The organism is Streptomyces hilarionis (assembly GCF_024539675.1).
In the GTDB taxonomy this organism is placed as follows: domain Bacteria; phylum Actinomycetota; class Actinomycetes; order Streptomycetales; family Streptomycetaceae; genus Streptomyces; species Streptomyces hilarionis.
The window spans coordinates 1-325 of the sequence record NZ_JAHHIT010000588.1 but is presented as its reverse complement, the minus strand read 5'-3'; the positions used below and the strand labels follow the sequence as shown (position 1 = coordinate 325).

The following is a 325-nucleotide window of genomic DNA, read 5'->3' as shown; positions in this document are numbered from 1 at the left end:
GTCACGGGCCGCCTCAGTGAGACGACTCACCGGGAGCCTCCGGCCAACTTGGCCCGGAGTTGGGCAAGCGCGCCATTCCCCACCTCCGGGGTGATTCGGCCATCGACCTTTGCGGGGAGCGCCTTCGGCATTGCCTGCAGAGGCAATCCGTCGAGCAAGCGCCGAATGGTGATCGTGTAGTTCCGGTCGAACAGTTTCAGACTCAGAGCGGCGTCGAGCTTGTTCAGGTTCTCGAACCCGCATTCCTTGGCTGTGTGCCAAACGGCATCGTGCGACCACTTGCCCTGCCCAGCCATACCCGGATGGGCGTTACGCACGGCTTCAC

At 63.4% G+C, this 325-nt stretch carries 1 protein-coding gene; it reads right to left on the bottom strand.

Going from position 1 to position 325, the window contains the following annotated elements; translation table 11 throughout:
* Positions 1–26 precede the first annotated feature (26 nt).
* Positions 27–325, bottom strand: a 299-nt coding sequence (locus tag KMS84_RS44285) for a hypothetical protein (protein ID WP_256921501.1), incomplete at its 5' end; no start/stop codon positions are given.